The organism is Ochrobactrum sp. WV_118_8 (assembly GCF_039631535.1).
GTDB lineage: Bacteria > Pseudomonadota > Alphaproteobacteria > Rhizobiales > Rhizobiaceae > Brucella > Brucella anthropi.
In genome coordinates, this window is sequence record NZ_JBDIUZ010000002.1 from 2103061 (window position 1) to 2110101 (window position 7041).

Consider the following 7041-nt stretch of genomic DNA (forward strand, 5'->3'; position numbering starts at 1 on the left):
CGCCGGAAACACTCGTGGTGCTTTGATTGCGTAATCCGGCGTCAATTTCGGAGCGCTCCGAATGGAACCCAGTTCGTCAAAGCGCTCCGATAGAAGGCAGGATTGTCGGACTTAATTGCCGACCTGACGCTCATAAGCTTCCAGAATCGCGCTGTTATAAGGTGCGATTGGGAAGGGTTTGCCGTATTTAGCAAGCTCGTCCGGCGAAATGTCGGTGAAGAGCTTGTTCCAGGTGTCACCGTCCAGCTCTGCCTTGACATGGTCGGCATCGATGCCCGGATACCAGTTGAAGCGCTTCACGATACCTTCGGCCTGTACTTTCGGGCTCGTCGCCAATGCCACGAATTTTTCGGCCAGTTCCTTATGCGCGCTTTTTTCCGGGATCACATAATGCATCGGCTGACCGGGCATGCCGGGAGCCGGTAGGACAAGTTTCATTTCCGGGGGAAGCTGTCCATTCGCCTTCCACGAATAGAACATGTCGACCCAGACTGGTCCCATCGCGATTTCGCCACGGCTCAACATGTCGAGAGTGCCTGCATTGCCTGGGGTGAGGGTGGCGTTCTTAGTAAAGTCCTTTAGCGAGGCAAACGCCTTGTCCCAGTTCTTCGCTTCGCCCTCTTCGAATGGACCCTTCATCAGCTTGTCTGCGTCGCCACCATAAGCATAGATCCAGCCCATAACAAAGCTCACGCCCGATGCGCCACCCTTGATGCCGTTATAGCCGAATTGCTTTGGGTTTTCCTTGGCCCATGCGACGAGCTCGTCATAACTCTTTGGCGGATTGGCAACGAGTGCAGGATTGTAGGCAAGTGCGGTCTGGCTGTTGAACATCGGCATGACGTAGCCGTCGACATCCGTACCGAGCGCCATTTTCGCATTATCGCGCGTCACCAGCTTACCGCTGTCGATTTTGCCGCGATAATTTTCGAGGAACTTCGCCGTTACCATAGGTCCGACGAACTTCTCGTGGACGACGGCGACGTCGGTGTCCCATTTTTCCACGCCAGCCTTGGACTGGGCTTCGAAACGCTCTAGAACCTTCTGCGAACCCGCATCGCCGGGACCTGTTCCCACAACGCGAACGGTCGTTCCGGGATTTTCCTTCTCGAACAACGGTCCGAGATACTGATTGATATAGTCAACCATGTTCTGGTCACCTGCCGTGATGACGGTAAGCTCATCGGCGGTGGCGGGTGCAACGGTGAGGCCAATTGCCATTGCCGCGTTCAGGATAGTTCTCATGAAAAGGACTCCTGTATGAAACCGGGATTTCCGGTCTTTTGATTGAAAGCAGATGCAGTGCATCCAGTGGCGTCTATCGGGAATGGTGGCATTCACGGGCACGAAAATGCCTGTGAAAACGATCTTGAAACGGGGTGCCCCATTTTGGTGCGGGAAAGACGTTGAGGTCAACGTGCACAGCTGTGCACGATCAAGTTCAACGTGAATTGCGTATTTCGTTGATCTCTAGTCTCCCATTAACTCAATGACGCATCATCAGCACACTGACGAAAAGACGGCGAGCGCCTGACTATTTGTCGAACAGAAACAGGGCGTGTTCAGGTATGTGGATTTCAACATTGGCACCGGGCTGATGGCTTTCCTGAGCGTCGACCATGATGTGCCGATCCCCGACGCGGATCATGTGTCTCCAGAGGCCACCGGGATAGCTGGTCTGCTCCACCGTGCCGTTGAGGGCTAATTCGGACGTCGGGGAGTTCCGAACAACTCCCGGCTTGGTGAGACAGGCTGCTTCGCTGCGGAAACGAGCCGATGCCATGCCGTCGGACAGATTTCGGCGTCCTGCCGAAATCGTACTCGCCTTGTTGTTGGCGCCTGCTGCGATCTCGATACGGTCGGCTTTGATCTGGATTGGTACTTCGATCAGATTCTCAGCACCCATAAATGCCGCGACGAAATCCGAGGTGGGGTGGTTGTAAACCTCTTCTGGAGCACCTGCCTGAGCAATTTCGCCATTATTGAGAATGACGATACGGTCGGCCATGACCATGGCTTCTTCCCGATCATGCGTTACGTGAACAGCTGTAATGCCGAGACGGCGCTGCAAAGCGCTGATCTCATGGCGAACCGATAGTCTGATGCGTGCATCGAGATTGGAGAGCGGCTCATCGAGGAGCAGGATGTCAGGCTGAATGGCGAGGGCGCGCCCGAGGGCGACGCGCTGGCGTTGTCCGCCGGAAAGGGCGGCAGGTTTGCGCTCCAGCAAAGCATCCAGCCCCAGCAGGCGAGCAACTTCATCAACCTTCTGCTTGATGGTCTCCTTCGTCGTGCCACGAATACGCAGACCATAACCCATGTTCTGCGCGACAGTCATATGCGGCCAGAGCGCGTAAGACTGGAAGACAAGGGCCATTCCGCGCTTATCCGGGGGCAATTTGGTGACGTCTCTGCCGTCTACGCGGATCGCACCGTTGGACGGCATGTTGAAGCCTGCAATCGCACGCAGCAGGGTTGTCTTGCCGCACCCAGACGAGCCGAGAAGCGCGACGAACTCACCCTTCTTGACGGATAGATTTACGCCTTTGAGAACTTCATTGTTGCCATAACGAACGCGCGCGTCCGCCACCTCCAAAAACGCTGGCATAAGCGTCTCCTCCCCAGGATCGCCGGCTGATTTTATTTTTTCTGCACAGCCGTGCAAATTGGATTGAAGCATCTTTAAGCCACCTCGACAAGCCGCAAAAGTGAAGTTGCGCTGAAAAAACTATCTTCAGTTCCATTTTGGAACGTCGTCTAGGCGCTGTTTAGCGAGAATTTATAACAGCTGTATGACGTAAAGACGAAGACGTGGACAGCTTTGCAAAGCTGTCCACGTCGCACGCAAGCAGGCCCGACGGAGAGTGTACAGGACCCAGCTTGTTATGAGCGTTCAGTCAAACTTCTTCTGCACGTTCTTCGAACTTGGCATTTCTCCGGGAAGAGTAGATGAACGCGGCGAGAAACATTGCGGTCATCAGCAGAACGATTGTTGGAGCGGGAGCGCTGTCGATGAAAAAAGCCAGATAGACACCGAAGAAGGATGCGGTGACCGCAATTGTTACGGCGAGCAGCATCATGGTGCTGAATTTGCGTGTGAGCAGAAACGCAATTGCACCGGGCGCAATCAACATGGCGATAGCCAGAATGATGCCTACGGCCTTCAAAACGCCGACAATTGTAAGTGAAATCAGGCAAAGCAAACCGTAATGCAGCAGGCGGACCGGTAGGCCGACGGCTCTGGCTTGCGCCGGATCGAAAGCGTGCAGCAGGAAGTCGCGCCATTTGACCACAAGAATGCCAGCGGTCAGTGCGGCGATAATTGCTGTTTCGATGAGGTCGGACAATGTTATTCCGAGCATGTCGCCGAACAGGATATGATCGAGATGCACTGTCGAGCGGATCGCAACATAAAGAACCAGGCCAAGACCGAACATGCCGGAGAATACGATGCCCATCACCGTATCCTGCTTGATGCGGCTGTTTTCGGTGAGGTAGCCGGTTGCAAGGGCGCAGGCCATGCCCGCTACGAAGGCTCCGATACCGAAGGGTATTCCGATAATATAGGCGACAACCACACCCGGAAGAACCGCGTGGCTGATCGCGTCACCCATCAATGACCAGCCCTTGAGGACCAGAAAGCACGACAGCAATGCTGTTGGTATCGCGATGAGCACGGAAATAGCCAGTGCATAGCGCATGAATTCGAACTGAAACGGTGAGGCCAGCATATCCAGAATGGTCATTGCTGGAACTCCCTTAGAGCGATTGCCGCTTTGCGGCGTGCGGCCAGCAGCCCATGCTTTGGAGCAAGCAGAAATACACTGAGGAAGACAAGCGTCTGGAGAACGACGATGATGCCTCCCGTCGCACCGTCCAGAAAATAGCTTACATAGGCTCCTGTGAAGCTTGTGACGGAGCCGATAGCAACAGCAATCCAAAGCAGTCGCGAAAACCGGTCTGTCAGTAGATATGCGGTTGCACCGGGCGTTACCACCATACAGATGACGAGAAAGGCACCAACCGTCTGCATCGCGGCGACAGTCGATGCCGACAGCAATGTGAAGAACATGATCTTCAACAGATTGGGCTTGAGACCGATCGAACGCGCATGGTTTTCATCGAAGAACACTACCATCAGATCTTTCCACTTCAAAAGAAGCAGCGACAGGGAAACGAAGCCGATGATTGCCAGTTGTAGAGTATCTTCCGGTGTGATGGCGAGGATATTGCCGAGAACGATGGTCTGAATGCTGACGGCCGTCGGCTTCAACGAGATCATGAAGAGGCCAAGTCCGAAGAATGACGAGAAGATCAGACCGATGATAGCATCTTCCTTCAGCTTTGTACGTTGGTTGAGAAAGAGCATCGCTGCTGCGGCGAGACCGCCAGAGAAAAATGCGCCGATGGAGAAGGGGAGGCCAAGCATATAAGCGCCCGCAACGCCAGGGACGATGGAATGGGATAGAGCGTCGCCAATCAGCGACCAACCTTTCAGCATGAGATAAGCCGAAAGAAAGGCACATACCCCGCCCACCAGCGCCGAAACCCACATCGCATTCAGCATGTAGCTATAACTGAACGGCTCAAGTAATACGGTCATTGTTGCTGGCTCCGTTTGCGGGTCGCGGAGTCTTCGTTCTCATAAACAACAAACGGGCGCTCATCGTCAGTTATGACGCTGACGGCGCCTCGTCCTGCACCGCTAGTCTCGCCGAGTACAAGATGGCGCAGCACGCCGCCGAAAGTCTTTTCGAGGTTCTCTTGTGTGAAAACCTCCGCAGTCGGCCCGTAACCGAGAACTGTTCGTTTCAGTAATACGGTTCGGTCGCAGAATTCGGGAACACTGCCAAGATTGTGGGTCGAGACCAGCATGACGCGCCCCTCATCTCGCAAACTGCGAAGAAGTGTGACGATTGCTTCTTCGGTCTTCACATCTACGCCAGTGAAGGGTTCATCCAGAAGAATGACGCGCCCGTCTTGTGCGAGCGCTCGCGCAAGAAATACCCGCTTCTTTTGCCCGCCTGAAAGCTCACCGATCTGTCGATGACGAAATTCGAGCATATTCACGCGATCAAGCGCTTTTTCTACGGCTTCTTTGTCGGCGCGGCGCGGGATGCGCATCATGCCCATATGGCCGTAGCGACCCATCATGACGACATCTTCAACGAGAACCGGAAAATTCCAGTCGACGTCCTCACTTTGCGGGACGTAAGCCACTAGGTTCTTCTTGAGCGCAGCCCCAACCGGCATTCCGAGAATAGATATTTCGCCCTTGGCTAGTTTGACAAACCCCATAATCGCTTTGAACAGGGTCGACTTGCCGGATCCGTTGACGCCGACAAGCGCTGTAATCGTTCCGGTTGGGGTCGTAAAACTTGCATTGTGTAAAGCCGTATGGCCGTTTCGATACGTGACAGTTGCATTTTGCACGTTGATACCGTCGACCGCGCTTTTATCCAGCACGGCGAAGGTATCTCCATGAAGATCTATGGGTGCATTCATTGTTTGAGCCCTTGGGCAATCGTGCTGGAGGTGACTTTCAGGAGATCAATATATGTCGGCACGGGACCGTCGGGGTCCGAAAGTGAATCAACATAGAGAACACCGGCATATTTTGCGCCGGTCTCACGAGCGACCTGCTTGGCTGGGGCAGGAGAAACCGTGCTTTCGGAAAAGACAGCCGTAATGCCATTTTCGCGCACTGCATCGATCACTTTTCGCACCTGCTGTGGAGTGCCCTGTTGGTCTGCATTGATTGGCCAGAGATAAAGCTCTTTCAAACCGAAGTCCCGAGCCAGATAGGAGAATGCGCCTTCACTTGAAACGAGCCAACGCTTGTCTTCAGGAATAGCCGTCAGCTCAGCCCGGATAGGATCGATCGTCGCTTTAATCTTCGCTTTGTAAATCTCTGCATTTGCCTTGTAGATGTCAGCGTTCGCCGGATCATTTTTGACAAACGCATCCCGAATATTGTCGACATAGATCAATGCGGCATTCGGTGACATCCAGGCATGCGGATTTGGCTTGCCGCTATAAGGTCCCTCGCTGATATCGATTGGCTCAACGCCATCGGAAACAACTGCGCTTGGAACATCCTTGAGACGCGAAAAGAATTTTTCGAACCATAGTTCCAGACCAAGGCCATTCCAGAGGACCAGCTTGGCGTCCTGGGCTTTAATTAGGTCTCCCGGTGTTGGCTGATAATTGTGGATCTCGGCACCTGGCTTCGTGATTGACTCAACCGTCGCGGCATCGCCCGCAACATTCTGCGCAATATCGGCGATAACAGTGAATGTCGTCACGGCCTTGAATTTCTCCGCAAAAGCAACGCTTGCGCTTGTCCAGAGAAGAGCCCCGCTCACGAGACCGAGTGTCGTTGTTCGTAAAATACGACGCAGCATATCCAAATCCTTGTTGCCAATCAGTTGCAATTGCATAGCCGATCGCTGTTTTACGATCAAGTGCTATTGCGAACCATTTGCAAAAGAATAATCGATGTTTAGCGCTTGAGATTCCGATTGCAAATTTCAATTACACGTTTAAATTGTATTATTGTGAACAATGAAGTTGATTGGTTGTATTTTTGACAAGTGTACGACAGGGAGGCTGTGCGCGGTCTAGCAACAAACTGTGTGTTCTTATTCTCTGTTTTCAGATCGAATGATTAAGGTGAGGATGAGCTTAGTGATTGAATTTCAATCAATTATTACAGGTTAGAGAGCGGGGAAGGAGGCTGGTACAAAAGTGCAGACGAAAGCGAGCAAGAGCGGTTTAACGTGCGCGACTACCCAAATCGGGGTGGCGAGTTACCACAGAGATGTTACAACCATCATGGTTCTGCGAGAACAGGTCCACAATTTAAAATGGTATTCTTCTGTGCGGCAAGATGAGAAATCTAGTTACCCCGCTGGAACTGTTTTCATTATTCCGGCTTCTACGGATTTATCAATCGACTGGCCGAATCCCATCGAAATCATATCCATGCAGCCAGATGAGCAGCTTTTGCAGGACGGGCCCTTTCTGGCCTCTCTATTCGGG

Annotated in this window: 6 protein-coding genes and 1 pseudogene; 1 reads left to right on the forward strand and 6 read right to left on the reverse strand. The window is 53.0% G+C overall.

Annotation, left to right across the window (positions count from 1 at the left end; genetic code table 11):
• Positions 1-111 precede the first annotated feature (111 nt).
• The 6 genes from ABDF71_RS24120 to ABDF71_RS24145 form a co-directional block, all read right to left on the reverse strand.
• Complete coding sequence (locus tag ABDF71_RS24120) at positions 112-1245, reverse strand: ABC transporter substrate-binding protein (RefSeq protein WP_029375970.1); 1134 nt, start codon at positions 1243-1245, stop codon at positions 112-114.
• A 289-nt stretch (positions 1246-1534) separates the two neighbouring features.
• Positions 1535-2608 (reverse strand): ABC transporter ATP-binding protein, encoded by a 1074-nt coding sequence (locus ABDF71_RS24125; protein WP_151615126.1) that lies wholly within the window; start codon positions 2606-2608, stop codon positions 1535-1537.
• 289 nt (positions 2609-2897) lie between these two features.
• Positions 2898-3746 (reverse strand): metal ABC transporter permease, encoded by an 849-nt coding sequence (locus ABDF71_RS24130; protein WP_010658888.1) that lies wholly within the window; start codon positions 3744-3746, stop codon positions 2898-2900.
• Positions 3743-4603 (reverse strand): metal ABC transporter permease, encoded by an 861-nt coding sequence (locus tag ABDF71_RS24135; RefSeq protein ID WP_010658887.1) that lies wholly within the window; start codon positions 4601-4603, stop codon positions 3743-3745. Before ABDF71_RS24135 ends, ABDF71_RS24130 begins: the two co-directional genes overlap by 4 nt.
• Positions 4600-5505, reverse strand: a complete 906-nt coding sequence (locus ABDF71_RS24140) for a manganese/iron ABC transporter ATP-binding protein (protein ID WP_010658886.1) — start codon at positions 5503-5505, stop codon at positions 4600-4602. The genes ABDF71_RS24135 and ABDF71_RS24140 overlap by 4 nt, the downstream gene beginning before the upstream one ends.
• Positions 5502-6404 (reverse strand): metal ABC transporter substrate-binding protein, encoded by a 903-nt coding sequence (locus tag ABDF71_RS24145; protein ID WP_151663070.1) that lies wholly within the window; start codon positions 6402-6404, stop codon positions 5502-5504. Before ABDF71_RS24145 ends, ABDF71_RS24140 begins: the two co-directional genes overlap by 4 nt.
• A 343-nt stretch (positions 6405-6747) precedes the next feature.
• Between ABDF71_RS24145 and ABDF71_RS24150 the strand changes: the two are divergent.
• A pseudogene (locus ABDF71_RS24150) lies at positions 6748-7041 on the forward strand (AraC family transcriptional regulator); the annotation flags it as partial.

Bases quoted from the DNA above. Each gene is read 5' to 3' on its own strand.
- ABDF71_RS24120 (WP_029375970.1), bottom strand. From the start codon at position 1,245: ATGAGAACTATCCTGAACGCGGCAATGGCAATTGGCCTCACCGTTGCA.
- ABDF71_RS24125 (WP_151615126.1), bottom strand. From the start codon at position 2,608: ATGCCAGCGTTTTTGGAGGTGGCGGACGCGCGCGTTCGTTATGGCAAC.
- ABDF71_RS24130 (WP_010658888.1), bottom strand. From the start codon at position 3,746: ATGACCATTCTGGATATGCTGGCCTCACCGTTTCAGTTCGAATTCATG.
- ABDF71_RS24135 (WP_010658887.1), bottom strand. From the start codon at position 4,603: ATGACCGTATTACTTGAGCCGTTCAGTTATAGCTACATGCTGAATGCG.
- ABDF71_RS24140 (WP_010658886.1), bottom strand. From the start codon at position 5,505: ATGAATGCACCCATAGATCTTCATGGAGATACCTTCGCCGTGCTGGAT.
- ABDF71_RS24145 (WP_151663070.1), bottom strand. From the start codon at position 6,404: ATGCTGCGTCGTATTTTACGAACAACGACACTCGGTCTCGTGAGCGGG.